General features: G+C 37.9%; 12 protein-coding genes. 5 read left to right on the forward strand and 7 right to left on the reverse strand.

Features of this window, described 5'->3' with window-relative positions:
• Nucleotides 1-13: 13 nt before the first annotated feature.
• Entirely contained in the window at nucleotides 14-1,300 is a 1,287-nt protein-coding gene (locus AC4CVF_RS03090; RefSeq protein WP_336951721.1) for an NAD(P)/FAD-dependent oxidoreductase, read from the reverse strand.
• 127 nt (nucleotides 1,301-1,427) lie between these two features.
• Nucleotides 1,428-2,696, reverse strand: coding sequence for a D-alanyl-D-alanine carboxypeptidase PBP6B (locus AC4CVF_RS03095; protein ID WP_490788860.1), 1,269 nt, complete (start codon nucleotides 2,694-2,696; stop codon nucleotides 1,428-1,430).
• A 178-nt stretch (nucleotides 2,697-2,874) separates the two neighbouring features.
• Here AC4CVF_RS03095 and AC4CVF_RS03100 point away from each other — a divergent pair, with 178 nt between their 5' ends.
• Nucleotides 2,875-4,578 (forward strand): M61 family metallopeptidase, encoded by a 1,704-nt coding sequence (locus AC4CVF_RS03100; protein ID WP_490788861.1) that lies wholly within the window; start codon nucleotides 2,875-2,877, stop codon nucleotides 4,576-4,578.
• Between the two features lie 79 nt (nucleotides 4,579-4,657).
• Here AC4CVF_RS03100 and uraH read toward each other — a convergent pair whose 3' ends face one another.
• Nucleotides 4,658-5,059 (reverse strand): hydroxyisourate hydrolase, encoded by a 402-nt coding sequence (uraH, locus tag AC4CVF_RS03105; RefSeq protein WP_419327183.1) that lies wholly within the window; start codon nucleotides 5,057-5,059, stop codon nucleotides 4,658-4,660.
• A 302-nt stretch (nucleotides 5,060-5,361) separates the two neighbouring features.
• Here uraH and AC4CVF_RS03110 point away from each other — a divergent pair, with 302 nt between their 5' ends.
• On the forward strand, nucleotides 5,362-5,781 hold the full coding sequence (locus AC4CVF_RS03110; RefSeq protein ID WP_419359465.1) for a hypothetical protein: 420 nt from the start codon (nucleotides 5,362-5,364) through the stop codon (nucleotides 5,779-5,781).
• A 73-nt stretch (nucleotides 5,782-5,854) separates the two neighbouring features.
• Here the strand turns inward: AC4CVF_RS03110 and lipA are convergent, their stop codons facing one another.
• Nucleotides 5,855-6,868: a lipoyl synthase gene (lipA, locus tag AC4CVF_RS03115; RefSeq protein WP_004717052.1), complete on the reverse strand. Its 1,014-nt coding sequence runs from the start codon at nucleotides 6,866-6,868 to the stop codon at nucleotides 5,855-5,857.
• 202 nt (nucleotides 6,869-7,070) lie between these two features.
• Between lipA and sthA the strand changes: the two genes are divergently transcribed.
• From sthA to epmA, 3 genes are all read left to right on the forward strand, one after another.
• Entirely contained in the window at nucleotides 7,071-8,486 is a 1,416-nt protein-coding gene (gene sthA / locus AC4CVF_RS03120; protein WP_004717049.1) for a Si-specific NAD(P)(+) transhydrogenase, read from the forward strand.
• Nucleotides 8,487-8,626: 140 nt separating this feature from the next.
• Entirely contained in the window at nucleotides 8,627-9,694 is a 1,068-nt protein-coding gene (locus AC4CVF_RS03125; protein WP_336951712.1) for a 4-phosphoerythronate dehydrogenase, read from the forward strand.
• A complete protein-coding gene (epmA, locus tag AC4CVF_RS03130; RefSeq protein WP_490774321.1) occupies nucleotides 9,691-10,665 on the forward strand; it encodes an EF-P lysine aminoacylase EpmA in 975 nt (324 codons plus the stop codon). The genes AC4CVF_RS03125 and epmA overlap by 4 nt, the downstream gene beginning before the upstream one ends.
• 123 nt (nucleotides 10,666-10,788) lie before the next feature.
• Here epmA and AC4CVF_RS03135 read toward each other — a convergent pair whose 3' ends face one another.
• The 3 genes from AC4CVF_RS03135 to AC4CVF_RS03145 all read right to left on the reverse strand — a co-directional run bounded on the left by AC4CVF_RS03135 (nucleotide 10,789) and on the right by AC4CVF_RS03145 (nucleotide 17,414).
• The gene (locus tag AC4CVF_RS03135) at nucleotides 10,789-12,030 is read right to left on the reverse strand and encodes a multifunctional CCA addition/repair protein (protein WP_419327185.1); all 1,242 of its coding nucleotides are present in this window, start codon (nucleotides 12,028-12,030) and stop codon (nucleotides 10,789-10,791) included.
• Nucleotides 12,031-12,144: 114 nt separating this feature from the next.
• The gene (locus tag AC4CVF_RS03140) at nucleotides 12,145-14,415 is read right to left on the reverse strand and encodes an NADP-dependent malic enzyme (protein WP_336951706.1); all 2,271 of its coding nucleotides are present in this window, start codon (nucleotides 14,413-14,415) and stop codon (nucleotides 12,145-12,147) included.
• Nucleotides 14,416-14,552: 137 nt separating this feature from the next.
• Nucleotides 14,553-17,414, reverse strand: a complete 2,862-nt coding sequence (locus AC4CVF_RS03145) for a sensor domain-containing protein (protein WP_336951704.1) — start codon at nucleotides 17,412-17,414, stop codon at nucleotides 14,553-14,555.
• Between the last annotated feature and the right edge of the window lie 36 nt (nucleotides 17,415-17,450).

The following is a 17,450-nucleotide window of genomic DNA, read 5'->3' on the forward strand; positions in this document are numbered from 1 at the left end:
AAAAATTTAAATTTCAATGCAATTTTATTTTTGGCGCGATTTTTCGTGTAACAAAATCTTTAGCCGTTAACAAGCCTGCATGAGCATAGCCATATATCGTCGCTTGATGAATACGATATAAAGACACATACATCGATTTTGCCACGAAGCCCTGAACATTGACCTGACCAAGTAGCTCACCGACCGCTTTATTTTCACTAAGTGATACCAGTGAGCCTTTGTCTGCGAACTGGAACATTGGCTGTGGTCGCCCTTTGATACGTGCATTCATTGCATCTACAAGAAACGAAGCTTGTTGACTGGCGACTTGTGCACGTGGACCAAGTGGTGCTTCTCTTGCATCTAAGATACAGTGGGCGCAATCACCAAAGGCAAAAATGTTTGGATCAGCCTGAGTCTGTAAGGTTGCGTATACGTTTAAACGCCCCATACGATCTTTTTCAAAGCCTGCTAAATTGGCAATTACTTTAGGGGTTTTTATCCCTGCTGCCCAAACTTTTAATTGTGCTTCTACAGATGTGCCATCACTAAAATAGACTTTTTCAGCATCTACTTTTTCAACACGTTTGCCCGTTAATACATCTATTTTCATTCGTTGTAATTGCTGTGTGGCATGCTCTGCCATTTTTTCAGAAAGTGCAGGTAAGATACGATCAGCGCCTTCAACCAAAGTAATTTTGACATTGTTTGGGTTAATTTTATTTAAACCATATTTATAAAAGTTCTGTTTGGCTTGAACCAACTCAGCTGAAAGTTCAACACCTGTTGCGCCTGCACCAATCACGGCAATGTGTAATTCACGATCAATATTTTTATTTTGAGCATCTAAATACAAGTGCAGTAAGTCCTGCTGGAAGACTTCCGCTTGTTGGCGACTGTCGAGATAATGGCAAAATTCTTTAACCCCGGGCGTATTAAAGTCATTGGAGACTGAGCCGACGGCCAGAATTAAGGTATCATAATGCAGTGTGATTTTCTCTTGATTAGATTCATATTTACTGGTTTGGGTTTTGCTGAGCTCGATGGTTTTGTTATCACGATCTAAATGTTCAAAACGCCCCAAGACAAATTCATAGTGATGTTTGGCTGCATGCGCATAATAATTGGTTTCTTCATCACTTGGGTTCATGGTGCCAGCCGCAATTTCATGCAGCAATGGTTTCCAGATATGGGTGAGTTTTTGGTCAACAAGGGTGATTTTTGCTTTTTTACTCTTTCCAAGCGTATCACCGAGTTGAGTCACCAGTTCTAAACCACCAGCGCCACCACCAACAATCACGATATGATGTAGATTTGACATAGAAAACCTAAATTGTTGTTATGAAAATAGAATGGCATAAATATGCCATTCTATTTAATTGTTTAGGTTTTTTTTGTATTACAGGTTACATAAATATAATAAATCTAAGTAAATTGGTTGGTTTTAATTAAATTCCAAAAATTGACTTGATCCATTCCATTAAGCGTTCAAACCAAGAGGCTTGTTCGATATGCACTTCATCTTCAATATCAAAACTTTGAATCAGTTGATTGTTTTGATAAACATTCACTTTTGCCAAATGCATGATCTTTTCTAAAGGTGCGGTAAGTAATGTCTCATTGAGTTCAACATTCAAATGGGTTTGAGTTGTTGTAAGCGGTTCAACTGTTGCCAATAGACCATTTGCTTCAGTTTTCATAATACGGCTATTTACAACATCAAAAGTCGCTAAATCAATTGGTGTCGCATCGTTATATAACGATGTGGTTATAAGTTGAGGTTTTTTTGCTTCAACCTTAAACATTTTCAAGGTGGATTTAACTACAGGAAGCTCAGCAATCAGCTGTTTGTCTTTAATTGCGACTTCATCACGGGTATAGGCATAGCCCAAGTTTAACAGTTTATGTGCAATTTCCGCGCGTTTAATTGCACTTTTTGCACCCATCACCACCACAATTAAACGACGATCAGGAGACTCTGTAATGGCAGAAGGACGATGCGCTGTCAGTGCTAAGTTATAGCCGGCTGCTTTGGTAAAACCTGTTTTTAAACCATCTACACTTGGATCAGACTTTAAAACAAGGTTGGTAGCATGATGAAAATGTTGATTATAACTAAAACTTGGCATCACTGAATAATGCATATATTCAGGGGTTTGTGATGTCACTGCTTGACCTAAGATCGCCATATCATGAGCTGACGAAAAATGATCAGGCATGGTAATACCGGGAGGGTTGGCAAAATGAGTATCCTTCATTCCCAATGCTTGTGCTTCTTGATTCATACGAGCAACAAATGCAGGTACGCTACCTGAGATACGTTCTGCCAGTGTTACTGCTGCATCATTGGCAGACATCACAATCAATCCAGCAAGAAGTTGGTCGATTGAGATTTGCTCACCTTGCTTTAGGTACATTTGGGATTCATCCCATTGCACGATCTGAACCACAGGGGTTGCAGTAATAATCTCTTCTTTTTTGATATGACCCGCTTTGAGTTCTTTCAACGCAATATAAGCGACCATCATTTTGGTCATGGATGCTGGCGCACGCTGTACATGACTATTATATTCAGCAATGGTTTGACCTGATTGCGTATCTAATATTGTCCAAGCTTCAGCTTCAACAGATTGCGGATTAATATTAAGTAAAGCGGCGTTAACAAACGTGGAGCAAACCAAGCCCGTTATTGCGATAAAAGAAGCAAGAATTTTCAACAGATTTACCTTTAAGCCAATCCTATGGCGAGAGTGCATAAACTTTGCGAATGCTATGCCTTTTTTGCACTCTTCGCTAGTCAGAATCGTAGACAATTGCGACTAAAATCGCCTGACTTTGTAAAAAAATGCTAATCTAATTGGTAATTTCTCACTGTCTATTTTCGAATATATATTTATGTTGCATTATCAGATTGAATTTGACGATTACCGTCAGCACCTCATCCATGTCACATTGCGCTTTCTGGCGAACCCTACCCAAGTTTTGTCACTTCCTACATGGATTCCTGGTAGCTATTTGATCCGTGAATTTTCTAAACATATCGAATCTGTGAAAGCCTATGATGAAGCGGGTCGTCAGCTGCAAATTAATAAGTTTGAAAAAAATAAATGGCGTTTATATAACACAGACCATGAACTGATTACTGTTGAATATGATGTTTACGCCTATGATCTTTCGGTACGTGGCGCGTATGTCGATCAAACCCGTTTATATGTCAATCCTGCTTGTGTCTGTCTAGGGTTACAAGACCAAGAAGAGTCAGCAATCGAAGTTGAAGTATTTTTACCTGAAGAATTAAAGCATTTTCAAATTGCCACAGGTTTAGAGTCAAGAAGTTTGGTGAAAGGGCGCTACACCTTAAAAGCCAACAATTATGCACAATTGATTGATGCACCATTTGAATTGGCAGAACAAACTCGTTTTAGTTTTGAAGCGAGTGGGATTCCACATGAATTTGTGATTTCTGGTCAGCATACAATCAATGCAGAGCGTATGAAACAAGATCTTGAAAAAATCTGTAGTACAGAAATTTCAATGTTTGGTTCAGCACCTTTTGAAAACTATACCTTTATGACCATGGCAACCGGCAATAGTTATGGTGGTTTAGAGCATCCGAATAGTACCAGTCTGATTTCGCCACGTGATGATCTTCCTAAAGCAAATGAACCTGTAGAGCCCTCAGCGGATTATCAACGCTTCCTTGGGTTGTGTAGCCATGAATATTTTCACTCGTGGTTGGTTAAATTTATCCGTCCTGAAAATTTTGCAAATTATGACTTGGATCAGGAAGGCTATACCTCACTGCTATGGATTTTTGAAGGTTTCACCTCTTATTATGATGATTTGATTCTGTATCGCAGTGGTGTGATTTCTCAAGCATCTTATTTAAAGTTGCTAAAAGGGCAAATTGATCGTTATCTACAGAATCCAGGACGTTTTATTCAATCTGTTTCAGAGTCTAGTTTTGATGCTTGGATTAAATTTTATCGTCAGGATGAAAACTCAAATAATGCTGGAACCAGTTATTACAATAAGGGGTGTTTGGTGGCACTCAGTTTAGATTTAGGTCTACGTTTACGTGGTTCTAGTCTGGATGCATTAATGCGCCGTTTGTATGAAAATACCCAAAAGGGTATGCAAGTCAATGAGCGTACGATTGTTGAATTGTGTAATGAACTGACGGGTGATAATTGGATCGAACAGATTAATCATTTGATTAATACCACAGATGAATTACCACTGGATCAATTGTTCCCTGAATTTGGTTTGAGCTATGGCTTGCAAAATGAAAAAGCACTTCCATTTGGTTTGAAAGTTGCTGAAAAAGCTGAGGGTGTCATCATTCAGCAAGCGCGTCGTGATGGTGTTGGCGCAAAAGCGGGTTTATCTGCCAATGATGTGATCATTGCGATTGATGGTTTAAAAGCGTCTGAAAAACTTTTAAGCCAATATGCAAAACATCAAGGTCAATTTACACTTTATGCATTCCGCCGTGATGAGTTTTTACAATTTGAGTTGCAAGGTGGTGAAGTTGCTTTGACTACGGTTGAGTTGACTGTATTAGATCAAGCTAAGGCTGATAAATGGTTAAAGGCTTAATTAAGTTGTGTACCAAGAAAAACCGATGTTAAAAAAACATCGGTTTTTTTACGCCTAAAATTTAACTTGATATGATCAATCAATTACCACGATATGTTGAATATCCATAGGGGCTAATCAGCAGTGGAATATGATAATGTTCAAGGCTTCCATCAATCACAAATACCACAGGAACTTCTGGAAAAAAAGCACGTTGGTTGTTCTGTTTAAACCACTCGCCTGTTTGAAAAGTAACCTTATATACACCCTTATCTAATGCTTTATTTTCAGGGTACAATGATAAAATTCGCCCATTACTGTCTGTGCTTCCTTCATTAATTTTTACCCATTTATCTTTTTGTTGCGCTTCAAGAATGACTTTAACATTGCTTGAAGGTAAGCCATTTTCAAGATTTAATACATGTACGCTTAATGGGTTTTGGGCAAAACAAATCCCAGAAAATAGGGTTGCCGAAACAGCTAAAATTAATTTTTTCATCATGTTTTTTACTAAGACTAAAATCTCTATGTTAAGGTCAAGTTGAAGCATTGCCGTTAAAAAAATGTAAAATTATATTAATCATCAATATCCCAAATATATTTTGTGTAGGGTTCGGTTTTGGCGACCGAAATCTGCAACAACAGTAAAATGAGGCAAATAAGCTAAAGTATCATCCATTTTTATATTTATGATTCCCAGTTAAAAGAAATCAACATATTTGTCATTAAACTTTCTGACTGTATATTTTAAAATCATCCAACAATAAGTTTATTCTAAATTCATAATACAAAAGGATAATGTCAATGAAAAAGCGTTTCTTAAGGCTCATCACAATCGCATGTGGTTTAGGCGTAGCTCCACTTGGATTTGCTGCAAATTGTTCAAGTACAATCAGCAATAATGCTGTGGCAAACTTAACTGTTCCAGCAGGTGCAACATGTACGTTAAATAGTACATCCGTTGAAGGGAACGTGAATGTACTCAATGGTGGAAGTTTGATTTTAAACAACTCTTCAGTGAGTGGAAATGTGCAAGCCAATACAGCCAAAGTATTAAAGTTGGTTAATTCTTCTGTTGAGGGGGATGTGCTTGCAGGTCAGGTTTCATCAACATTGAGCTTAAATAAATCAATGATTACAGGAAATTTACAATGTTCCACACTGACGAAACTACAAAGCAGTATGAGTAGTGTTGAAGGTAAAACTACAGGGAAGTGTCGTTAAAAATCAAAAATATCTGTAAAAAAGCACTCAATATAGAGTGCTTTTTTGACGCTTAAATTTTTTGAACAATGACTTAAGCTTCGATGGCTTGTACAGCAATTTTTTTCGCTGGATCAACTTTACGGCGTACCACTGGAACAGGTTCACCATAATATTGACGATCTGCAAAATAGCTAGAACGAACCATTGGTGCAGCCCAGATATTTCTGAAACCAAGCTTGTGACCATGTGCAGTATAACGTTCAAATTCTTCTGGTGTGACAAAACGGTCGATTGGTGCATGTTCTTTAGAAGGCTGCAAGTATTGACCGATTGTCACATAATCAACACCGTGTGCATGTAGATCATCTAACAGGGCAATCACTTCTTCTTCGGTTTCACCAATACCTACCATCAAACCACATTTTGTTGGCACGTCAGGGCAGTACTCTTTAAACATTTTTAACAAGTTTAAAGAATGTTGATAGTCTGAGCCTGGACGCATCGCTTTGTAGAGACGAGGTACTGTTTCAATGTTATGGTTAAATACATCTGGTGGACATTCAGTCATGATACGCAGTGCAATATCCATACGACCACGGAAATCTGGAACCAATATTTCTAATAGTGTTTTTGGACTGAGTTGACGTGCTTCTTGAATACAATCAACGAAATGTTGCGCACCACCATCTAAAAGATCATCACGGTCTACAGAGGTAATCACTGCATACTTTAAACCGAGATTGGCGATGGTTTCTGCCATATGACGAGGTTCATCTGGATCAAGTGCATTTGGACGACCATGTGCAACATCGCAGAACGGGCAGCGACGGGTACAAATATCACCCATGATCATAAAAGTTGCAGTACCACCACCGAAACATTCTGGAAGGTTAGGACAAGCCGCCTCTTCACACACAGTATGTAGTTTTTGTGCACGTAAAGTGGTTTTGATTCGTTGAACTTCATCAGGCGCAGCCATTTTGACACGAATCCAATCCGGCTTTCGTGGTGCTTCAACCGTCGGAATAACTTTTACAGGTATACGAGCAACTTTTTCCGCGCCACGTAATTTGACACCCTGTTCTGGTTTACGGTTCTCTGACATATTCAACTTTTCCACTGTTTTCTACGGGGGAGATTATGCTCATTATAGCGGAAATGCAAAAAGATAGGGCAAAAACACTATTCATATACTAAATGTCGTTATCACAGAATATATGCATGCGAAATACAGAAAATTGTTTTGGTTTAGGTCATAATATCGCATAAGACAAGATATAGACTGAATTTACTATAAGGAGCTTTGAATGCCACGTAAGAAAGAAGTCGTTAGTGGGAAATTTGTGAAATACGATGCGGTCGTACTTGGCTCTGGTCCTGCTGGTGAAGGCGCGGCAATGAAGCTTGCTAAATCGGGTAAGCGTGTTGCAATTGTAGATATTCGTGAGCAACTTGGTGGGAACTGTACCCATGTCGGCACCATCCCAAGTAAGGCTTTACGTCAGACAGTTTCAAGTATTATCCGTTACCAACGTGATCCAATGTTTAAAAAAGTAGGGGATTGGAAACAATTCACTATGAAGCAAGTTTTACGTAATGCGCATAAAGTGATTCAACAGCAAGTTGATACACATTCACGTTTTTATGACCGTAACCACATCGATGTATTTCACGGTCGCGCATATATCCAAGATAAAAACACGGTGATTATTTTTAGCGAAGATGGTGTTAAAGAAACTTTAGTTTTCAAACAGCTTGTGGTTGCCACAGGTAGCCGTCCTTATCACCCACAAGGTTTAGACTTTAATCATCCGCGTGTATTTGATTCAGATAAAATTTTAGATTTAGATTATCCAATTCATAAAATTATTATTTATGGTGCGGGTGTAATTGGTTGTGAATATGCATCTATCTTTATTGGTTTAGACCATAAAGTTGACTTGATCAATACACAGCATCAGTTGCTCAGTTATCTTGATGATGAAATTGCTGATGCATTGTCTTATCACTTACGTGAACAAGGCGTGTTGATGCGTCACAATGAGCAAATTGATCATTTAGAAACATTTGATGATCATGTAGTATTGTATTTGCAAAGCGGTAAAAAAATTAAAGCTGATGCCATTCTTTGGTGTAATGGTCGCTCAGGAAATACAGATGGTTTAGGTCTTGAAAATGTAGGTATTACACCAAATAGCCGTGGTCAACTTGCGGTAAATGACCAATATCAAACCGAAGTTGAAAATATCTATGCGGCAGGCGATGTTGTAGGTTGGCCATCACTTGCTTCTGCAGCATATGACCAAGGTCGTTGCGCTGGTTCAAATATGAGTGGCGAAGAAAATGTTAAACCAGTGAAAGATATTCCAACGGGGATTTACACTATTCCTGAAATTTCATTCTTTGGTAAAACTGAAAGCCAGTTAACTGCTGAAAAAATTCCATATGAAGTTGGACAAGCATCATTCCGTCATTTGGCACGTGCGCAAATTACCGGGGATACAGTCGGCGAGCTTAAACTGTTATTCCATCGTGACACCTTAGAATTATTGGGTGTGCATTGTTTCGGCAATAATGCGGCCGAAATTATCCATATTGGACAAGCAGTGATGCAAAGTGGAAACAATACCATTAAGTATTTTGTTGAAACGACATTTAACTATCCAACAATGGCAGAAGCCTATCGTGTTGCAACATTGAATGGTATGAATCGTCTGTTCTAAACAAATATTCAGAATTAAAAACCCGTAAGTCATCTTGCGGGTTTTTTTATGCCATATTTAAAAGATTTGATGTGTGAACTGCATAGTCTTAAATGGTTCAAAGGTTTATCATAGCGGCAGTTAAACTTGTGGATGACGCTATGAAAATTGTTGCAGATGAAAATCTAGCATTTACTGAATATTTCTTTTCAGAATTCGGAACCATTCATCAAGCAGCAGGACGCAATTTGACTCATCATGATGTGAATGATGCAGATGCGTTATTGGTACGCTCTATAACAAAAGTCAATGAACAGTTGATCCAAGATACAGCACTAAAATTTGTCGGTAGTGCAACCATAGGTACAGATCATCTAGATATTCCAGCATTAGAAAAGCATCAAATTGCATGGTCAAATGCAGCAGGTTGCAATGCACAAGCCGTTGCAGAATATGTGATTACAGCTTTATTGCATCTCAATCAGGATTTTCTAGATTTAGGGAAAAAGTTTACTTTAGGCATTATTGGTCTAGGCAATGTGGGAACACGATTAGCATATATGGCTCAGTTGTTGGGCTGGAATGTAATTGGCTATGATCCCTTGGTACAACGAGAAAATGTTCAGCAAGTTGAATTTGACGCTTTATTAAAGAAAGCCGATGCGATCAGCATACATGTGCCTTTAACCCAAACAGGGCCGTTTGCAACACATCATTTAATCAATGCTAATGCATTGGCGCTAATGCAGCCAGAAACCATTTTAATTAATTCAGCGCGTGGTGCTGTTGTTGAAGAAGCAGCATTAATGGCAGATATCTTAAAAACACGTCGTAAAGTGGTGTTGGATGTTTTTGAACATGAGCCTGAGATTTCACAACGTCTACTGGATTTAATTACAATCGTGACGCCACATATTGCAGGTTACAGTCTGGAAGGTAAAGCACGTGGTACTCAGATGATTTATGACGCATTTTGTAAAACATTTGCCTATACCGCACATAAGAAATTTGAATCACAATTACCAGCATGCGAACAATATTTTTATGGCAATAACATTAAACAAACGTTAAAAAAATACTTAGCTGAAATTTACAATATTCAGCGAGATGATGAAAATTTAAGAGATTGCTTAAAGGACGGCAAGGTGGATCAAAAAGCCTTTGATTACCTTCGTAAAACTTATCCTTTGCGCCGTGAATGGGCTGCTCATGGAGGGCCAAAAGCATGAGCATAGATTTTAAACCAACATGTGATATTCAGGCGCTTAAAGCACGAGCAAAACTCTATAGACAAATTCGCCAATTTTTTATTGAGCGTGATGTTTTAGAGGTTGAAACTCCGATCTTGTCTCAAGCGGGTGTAACTGATGTCCATCTGGCTTCTGTACAGGCTCAGCGTCATGTACATGGCAAAAAACAAACGCATTATTTACAAACTTCACCAGAGTTTGCCATGAAGCGTTTATTGGCGAGTGGTAGTGGTGCGATTTATCAAATTTGTAAAGTTTTTCGAGATGATGAACATGGGCGTAAGCACAATAGTGAATTTACCATGTTGGAATGGTATCGTCCGCAATTCAGCTTGAAAGATTTGATGCTAGAAGTCACTGATTTATTAAATGTGGTTTTGGCTGAACGTTTTGGTGAAGTTCGACCAACCGTACTCAGTTATAAACATGCATTTATCGATCGTTTGGACTTGAATCCACTGCAAGCAACATTGCAACAATTAAAAGATGCAGCACAGCGTGTGGGGCTCAATCTTGATTTGGGTGATGATCGTTTAGCCTATATTGATTTGTTATTTTCTCATATGGTTGAGCCAAGTTTAGGTTTTGATACGCCGGTATTTTTAACTGATTTCCCACCAGAATTGGCCTCGTTGGCAAAGACCAAACTGGATGAGGACGGTGAGTTAGTTGCTGCACGTTTTGAGCTCTATATTGAAGGGTTAGAACTTGCCAATGCCTATGATGAGTTAATTGATGCTGAGGTTTTGCGTAGTCGTTTTCAAGCAGATAATGCAGAGCGTGAAAAGCTGGGCTTATATGTGATGCCAATCGATGAGTATTTGCTCGCTGCTTTACCGAATATGTCGGAATGTGCGGGTATTGCTTTGGGAGTTGATCGTTTGTTAATGGTGGTGATGAACCAAATCAAGTTGGAAAGGGTGATTACATTTCCTGCGGATGTGTCTTGATATAAAGTTGTTTTGGACTATTGGCTGCTGGTATTTATGAATGCTATGGTTAACGAATGCTTGGATATTATTTAATAGAAAAAACTATGTATAAAACGCCTCTCATTGCTGAGAGGCATTTTTTTAAACCGTATGATGATGATGACCTAACTCATGCTTTAAATGAGCAATCGCTTCAATACGTTTTTGAATTAACATTTCACCAATATCAGGACCTTGAATATCCGAGGGCAAATCCGATGCTTTAATCGTCCGTACGGTTTTCATTGCATCTAATAGGTAATGTGCTTGGGGGTATTCGCGATTTTCTAAGCCTAAACGGCCTTTAGCATCACATTCACAAGCTTGTGCAAAAGCTTCAACGCGTTCAGGGCGACGCAACACATCTAAACGCTGTAACAAACGCCATAAAGTGCCTGCTTTTAAGCTAAAAGCCTGATGGCATTTTAAGTGTTCTTTACATACTGCTAGAGCAAGCTGTTTCGTTTGAGTAGGCACTCGTAAACGATCACATACATCTGTGACAGGCTGAATCCCGCGTTCTTCATGCATGATATGACGAGGTAATTCATCTTTTGGGGTTAAAGCTTTACCTAAATCATGTACTAGTACAGCAAAACGCACATCTAAAGAGTAATTGGCTTTACATGCTTGCTGTAAAGACATCAGTGTATGAATACCACAATCAATCTCAGGATGATATTCAGGTCGTTGTGGAACGCCAAACAGGGCATCTATTTCAGGAAAGAGCACTTTTAATGCACCACATTCACGTAAGACTTCAAAGTAAACATCTGCATGCTGTTCCATTAAAGCACGAGAGGTTTCTTTCCATACGCGTTCAGGTGTCAGTGCTTCTAATTCGCCAGATTCAACCAGTTTGCGCATCAATGTAAGTGTTTCATCGGCAATACGAAAACCATATTGTGCATAACGAGCAGCAAAACGAGCCACACGTAGTACACGTAAAGGATCTTCTGCAAAAGCGTCTGAAACGTGGCGTAAGATTTTATGTGCTAAATCATCTTGACCATGATAAGGATCATACACTTGACCTGCCTCATCCATCGCCATAGCATTTATGGTTAAGTCACGACGAATTAAATCCTCTTCCAATGTGACATCTGGATCGGTATAAAACTCAAATCCATGATAACCATGTCCCGATTTACGTTCAGTACGGGCGAGGGCGTATTCTTCTTTTGTTTTAGGATGTAAAAACACAGGGAAATCTTTCCCAACGGGTTGATAACCTTGGGCAAGAAGTTGTTCTGGCGTAGCGCCAACAACAACATAATCCTTTTCGTGATAGGGGTGACCGAGTAAATGATCTCTAACGGCACCGCCTACTAAATAAACTTGCATGAAAAAACCTCTATTCTTACTGCCATCATGCAACAGAATAGAGGTTTTCTCAAGTACAGAACTTGAGTGATTGACTAAAGTTCTGAGCTATTGATGTTAAATTGACAATAAGGCTTAGCCTTCAGCTTGTTGAATCTCAGCAACGGTTAAAGCTGTCATATTAACCAAACGACGTGTTGTCGCCGTAGGTGTTAAAATATGAACAGGTTTAGCAGCACCAAGCAAGATAGGACCAATGGTCACATTGTTGCCTGAAGTTGATTTTAATAAGTTGAATGAAATATTTGCCGCATCAAGATTTGGCATAATCAACAAATTCGCTGAACCTTTGAAGCGTGAATTTGGAAATGCAAAATGACGAATATTTTCATCAAGTGCAGCATCTGCGTGCATTTCACCATCTACTTCTAATTCAGGTGCGATTTCAGTCAAGATTTCAAATACTTTACGCATTTTTTGTGCACTTGGATCATTTTGATCTGAACCAAAGCTAGAGTGCGAAAGTAATGCAACTTTTGGCGTCATCCCGAAACGACGAACTTCTTCAGCAGCTAAAATAGTCATTTCAGCAAGCTGTTCAGCAGTAGGATTGGTATTTACATAAGTGTCTGCCATAAAGATATTACGATCTTCAAGCATTAATGCATTAAGCGTAAAGAAGTTGTTACGACCTTCTTTTAAACCAATCACATTTCTAACAAAGTCTAAATGAATATCATAACTTGCATAAGTACCACATAGCATACCATCGGCAAGACCGTGACGAACCAACATAGCTGCGATCAGGGTAGAACGCCGACGTGTTTCACGTTGTGCATACTCAGGCGTTACACCTTTACGTTGCATCAAGTTGTAATAGTCATCTGCAAACTTATCGTAATCAGGATTCTTTTCTTGATCCACGATGGTAATATTTACGCCGTGCTCAAGACGCAAACCTAATTTTTTGATATTTGCTTCAATGACTGCAGTACGACCGACCAAAATAGGTTGTGCTAAACCTTCATCTACTGCGATTTGGATCGCACGTAATACACGAAGATCTTCACCTTCAGCATATGCAATACGTTTAGGCGCTGTTTTCGCTTGTGCAAAAATTGGTTTCATCATCAATGCTGAATTATAAACAAATTCAGATAGACGTTGACGATAAGCAGAGAAATCCGCAATTGGGCGACTTGCAACACCTGAATCCATTGCAGCTTGTGCAACAGCAGGGGCAATTTCAAGAATTAAGCGTTGATCAAGAGGACGCGGAATTAAGTAATCACGACCAAATGATGCAGATTTTTCCCCATATGATGCAGCATCAGCTTCAACATGTGCCATACGAGCAATCGCATGTACACAGGCAATTTTCATTTCTTCATTAATCGTCGTAGCACCAACATCTAAGGCGCCACGGAAGATATAAGGGAAGCAAAGTGCATTGTTTACTTGGTTCGGATAATCTGAACGACCAGTTGCCATAATCACGTCTGGGCGTACTTCATGTGCATGTTCAGGTAAAATCTCTGGATCTGGGTTTGCCAGCGCAAAGATGATTGGATCAACTGCCATCACTTTAACCATTTCTTTGGTTAAAATACCTGCCGCAGAAAGACCAAGGAACATATCTGCACCCGCAATGACATCTGCAAGTTGAGTTCCTTCAATATCTTGTACATAACGTTTTTTAGACTCATCCAAGCCTTCACGTTTAGTGGTCAATAAACCACGTGAGTCAGCAACCACGATATTTTCTTTTTTAGCGCCAATTGCACACAGCAAGTCTAAACAAGAAAGCGCTGCAGCACCTGCACCCGAAGCAACAATCTTGATTTCATCAATTTTTTTGCCATTTAATTGTAAAGCATTGAGAAGAGCTGAGCCTACAATAATTGAGGTACCGTGTTGGTCATCATGAAACACAGGGATCTTCATGCGTTCACGAAGTTTTTGCTCAATATAAAAACATTCTGGTGCTTTAATATCTTCGAGGTTAATACCACCAAAAGTAGGTTCTAAAGCTGCAACGATATCAACAATTTTATCTGGATCATTTTCAGCAATTTCAATATCAAAAACGTCTACACCAGCAAACTTTTTAAATAATACGCCTTTACCTTCCATTACAGGCTTAGATGCTAATGGACCAATATTACCTAGACCTAAAACGGCTGTACCATTACTGACCACTGCAACCAAGTTACCACGAGCAGTATAAAGGGCTGCTTTTGAAGGGTCTTTTTCAATTTCTAAACAAGGCGCTGCTACACCTGGCGAGTAAGCAAGCGCAAGGTCATGTTGATTGACAAGTTGCTTACTTGGTGTAACGCTAATTTTTCCTGGTGTTGGAAATTCGTGATAGTAAAGGGCTTGCTGTTTTAAAGATTGATCATCCATCTGAATCTCGATTATTACATGTTCCAGCGAGGCTGGTGGTTTGACTTAATTTAATCGAATATAACATTTGTTGAGCGATACCGACAGTCAAAAAATAGTTATTTCAAACAAAGTAATAGATATAAAGTCTAAAAAAATTAACAAATCTTTATAAGTTTATGCTGTTCCAAATATTTTGTGCTGTCTGCCGATGACAATGCTTTAGAAAAATAAAAGCCTTGTAAAATGTAACAACCATGTTTTTCTAAAAATAACGCTTGTTCTTTTGTTTCAACACCTTCAGCCACCAAGGTAATACCAATTGCATTGCCCATTGCAATAATCGCATTGACGATGGCTTCATCTTTTTCTTGTCCGATTTTTGAAATAAAAGCTCGATCTATTTTTAAAATATCAAAAGGGTAACTGGTTAGATATGCTAAAGATGAATAACCAGTCCCAAAATCATCCAAAGAAATAGAAATATGGCGATCTTTTAATTGTTGTAAGAGAAAATTGACTTCTTCAGATTTATCAAATAGAGATGATTCAGTGAGTTCCAATTCAAGCATATCCCCCGAAATGTTATATTTTTTGAGGGCGTAATCAATATCTTTAACCAACTGACCACGGTAGATTTGTTGAGCAACAATATTAATCGATACTCTAAAATGATCAAAACCGAGCGATTGCCATTGCTGTATTTGTTGACAAGTTTCATGTAATACAATTAAGCCAATATCTGAAATGAGGCTAGTTTCTTCAGCAAGTGGAATGAAAATATCTGGCAAGATATAACCCAAACTTGGATGTTGCCAGCGCACTAATGCTTCGAAACCATAAATACGGTGGGTTTTAACACAAATTTTAGGTTGATAATGTACGGTTAGTTCTTTGTGTTTAATCGCTTTTCTCAACTCATTTTCTAAATTAATACCTTGGTTGAGTAGAGGTGTTTTTTTATTAGAATAAAAATATACAGTATTTCCACCTAAACGCTTTGCTTCATGTAATGCTGATTCTGCGTGGCCAATGAGACTATCGAGTTGTAAACCATGCTCTGGATATAATGCAACGCCAATTGAGATCGTAATGGTTTGTTCTTGTTCTTTAACATCAAAAGGTTGTTTAAATGCATCTAAAATATGTTGGGTATGTTGATGAATATTAATGTTATTACTACTTAAATTATAGATCACAGCAAAATCATCATTATTTAAATAGGCAATGAGAGAGGCATTTGGGCAACATAATCTTAACCTGTGAGCGACTTGTTTTAATAACTCATCACCTTCTTTATGACTCATAAATTCATTAAATAATTTAAAACGGTCGATGTTGATGCGTAAAACCGCAAAGTTTTTAAATGAATCAGAATAGTGAATTAAATAATTATGCAGTTGTTGTTTAAAATAAAAGCGATTTGGCAAATCGGTGAGAATGTCATAATGTTCTAAATACGAGAGTCGTTGTTCTTGTTTTTTTCGATCAGTTAAGTCAGTAATAATGCCCACATAATTGGAAAATTTATTTTTTTCATCATAAATTGCGTTGATATGTACCCAAAGTGCGAGTTTTTTCCCAGAGGTAAAATCAATTTGCAATTCAGATTCAAATTCTCCCTTTTGAATTAAACTTTGGGTAATCACATTATACATTTGCTGAGTACGTGGGTTATTATTGATCGTAATATCAAATAGATGATTTCCAACGATATTGTGTTGTTTGTAATCTAAGAGTTTTTCAAAATAAGGGTTTACTTCTAAGTAGCATAAATTATTATCTAAAATGAAAACACCTTCAGCCACTTGGGCTAAAACATTTGCTGCGAGTTTTAACTTTTCTTGGTCAGTCTTTTCTTTTTGAATGTCACGTTGGATACCCACCATTCTGAGCGGTTTGTTATTGATATTCTTAGAAACCACTTTGCCAATGTCTTGAATCCAACACCAGTGATTATCTCGTTTAACTCGGTAGATTGCTTCAAAACGCTCAGTTTTACCTTTGAGATGGTGCTTGAGAGTTGTTTTATAATTAGCAATATCATCAGGATGAACATATTCATCTACACTATTGTGTTTTAGATTGAGTTGTTTAAATTCGGCACCGCTTTTTGAGTCAGAGATCTCAAAAGTTCGTTTTTCAATATTCCAGACCCAAGAGTGAATACCGGCAGTTTCATGTGCAAAAGCTAAATTGGCCTGATGATTTTCTAAACGATCGTTCATCTGTTTAAAATCAAAAGTCCGTTCTTTAACTTTTTGTTCTAATAAATGATTATGTAGTTGCAATTCACTTTTCATGACCTGTGTTTTTAAGATTTCATTTTTAAGTTGTATTTCAAGGTCTGTATATTTTCCAAGCTGTTCTTGCGATTGCTTAAATAAAAACTTATTTTTGAGTTCTAATATTTCTGCATTAATATAAATTTTATGTGAGGCATAAGTACTAAAGAATAGTAAAGAAAACCAAATAATGAAAATGGTACTATAGATTTCGTTGGTATTTTGAGGGAAAAGCAGGGGGATTGTCAGTATTGGGATTACAGAGGGAACAAATAAGGCAATAAAATAACTAAATTTTTGGTTTAGAAAATTCATTGCCAAAACATATGAAAAACTTAATAAAAAACTGGATAAAAGAAATGAAAAAAATGGGTCAACCCGATTTGGCATCATCATAAATTCTAAATTGATGATATAAACGCCAATCCCAAATAAACTTCCTAAAATTAAACACGAAAACTGAAAAAAAAGATCAATATTTTTAAATTTTTGAATTTTATTTTGCTGTAAGAGATAGGTGGAGAAAAAACAGGCTGATAATACAAATAAGACAGTGACAATAAACCAACTGCTTAATAGCTCTGAAGACGTATCAAATAAGTAAATATAAAGTAAAGCGTCACAGATGCACGTAAAAAATACCCAAATAAAAAATATCCGGATATCTTTGGTTATCTTTCTGATGTTCGAAGAATTCACATCATATGAAAGAAGCTCTTCCTGAACATCATTCATTAGCGCTTGCACCTCTGCTATTTTTAGAATGTGTAG

This window comes from Acinetobacter sp. LipI_19, assembly GCF_058242925.1.

Bases quoted from the DNA above. Each gene is read 5' to 3' on its own strand.
- AC4CVF_RS03090 (WP_336951721.1), bottom strand. From the start codon at position 1,300: ATGTCAAATCTACATCATATCGTGATTGTTGGTGGTGGCGCTGGTGGT.
- AC4CVF_RS03100 (WP_490788861.1), top strand. From the start codon at position 2,875: ATGTTGCATTATCAGATTGAATTTGACGATTACCGTCAGCACCTCATC.
- uraH (WP_419327183.1), bottom strand. From the start codon at position 5,059: ATGATGAAAAAATTAATTTTAGCTGTTTCGGCAACCCTATTTTCTGGG.
- AC4CVF_RS03110 (WP_419359465.1), top strand. From the start codon at position 5,362: ATGAAAAAGCGTTTCTTAAGGCTCATCACAATCGCATGTGGTTTAGGC.
- lipA (WP_004717052.1), bottom strand. From the start codon at position 6,868: ATGTCAGAGAACCGTAAACCAGAACAGGGTGTCAAATTACGTGGCGCG.
- sthA (WP_004717049.1), top strand. From the start codon at position 7,071: ATGCCACGTAAGAAAGAAGTCGTTAGTGGGAAATTTGTGAAATACGAT.
- AC4CVF_RS03125 (WP_336951712.1), top strand. From the start codon at position 8,627: ATGAAAATTGTTGCAGATGAAAATCTAGCATTTACTGAATATTTCTTT.
- epmA (WP_490774321.1), top strand. From the start codon at position 9,691: ATGAGCATAGATTTTAAACCAACATGTGATATTCAGGCGCTTAAAGCA.
- AC4CVF_RS03135 (WP_419327185.1), bottom strand. From the start codon at position 12,030: ATGCAAGTTTATTTAGTAGGCGGTGCCGTTAGAGATCATTTACTCGGT.
- AC4CVF_RS03140 (WP_336951706.1), bottom strand. From the start codon at position 14,415: ATGGATGATCAATCTTTAAAACAGCAAGCCCTTTACTATCACGAATTT.
- AC4CVF_RS03145 (WP_336951704.1), bottom strand. From the start codon at position 17,414: ATGAATGATGTTCAGGAAGAGCTTCTTTCATATGATGTGAATTCTTCG.